This is a genomic window from Vibrio sp. 1167, assembly GCF_033340375.1.
GTDB classification, from domain to species: domain Bacteria; phylum Pseudomonadota; class Gammaproteobacteria; order Enterobacterales; family Vibrionaceae; genus Vibrio; species Vibrio alginolyticus.
In genome coordinates, this window is record NZ_JAWOWK010000145.1 from 1 (window position 1) to 1005 (window position 1005).

Genomic DNA, 1005 nt, shown 5'->3' on the forward strand with positions numbered 1-1005 from the left:
ATTCGCTTGCGATGCCACTGATGGTGTCGCCAGAGCGAACGTTGTAGAACACGGTACGAATCACGGCGCCTTGGTCCGATTTTTTCCAAATCACCAGCTTTTGACCGACGCGCAGGGTATCTTTTGGTCCCATGCCGTTCCATTTTGCTAGCGATTTGTGTGAAACCTTGTTGTCACGAGGGATCGACCACAACCGTTCACCCGATTGCACAACGTGTGACAGTTTCAGCTGGCCACGAGCTTGCGATTGCGTTTTGTTCAAACGGTTTTGCGCTGTAAGTGCGTACTTTGAATCGTCTTTGGTTGACGTCGGAATAAGTAAGTACTGGCCAATGCGAATGTTGTTGTTCGACAGGCCGTTAGCACGACGAATCACTTTTGAGGTCGTACCGTATTTTTTCGCCAACATACTCAACGAGTCGCCAGATTTGACTTTGTAACGCGCGACTTTCATGCCTTTACCGCGATTGCTCTCAACTTGAGTTAAGAACGCATCCTTCTTCTCCACAGGAATAAGAAGCTGATGAGGCCCTTCTGGTGCGGTGGACCATTGGTTGTAGGCAGGGTTGTAGCTTTGCAGCTCTTTTACCCCGATGCCCGCGTAATCAGCAGCGATAGCGAGATCCAGTTGTTCTTTCGGATCGACTAACGTCAGCACTGGTTTGTTTGGGATAGATGGAATGTCGATACCGTACTTTTCTTGGTTTGCCACCACGTCCGCAAGAGCGAGAAGTTTTGGCACGTAGCTACTGGTCTCTTTTGGCAGATCTAAAGAGAAAAAGTCGACAGGTTTACCCAATTTTTTGTTCTTACGGATAGCGCTAGATACACGACCGCCGCCACTATTGTAGGCTGCGATTGCGTGTTCCCAGTTTCCGTCAAAACGTTCATTTAATTGAACAAGATAATCCAATGCAGCATCGGTAGAGGCAGCGACATCGCGACGCCCGTCATACCAGTAGTTTTGTTCAAGCCCCATCATTTTCCCGGTGCCTGGCACAAACT

Annotated in this window: 1 protein-coding gene; it reads right to left on the bottom strand. The window is 49.0% G+C overall.

Annotation, left to right across the window (positions count from 1 at the left end):
• On the bottom strand, positions 1–1005 hold a 1005-nt coding region (locus tag R7Z78_RS24975; RefSeq protein ID WP_169643689.1), incomplete at both ends, for a LysM peptidoglycan-binding domain-containing protein.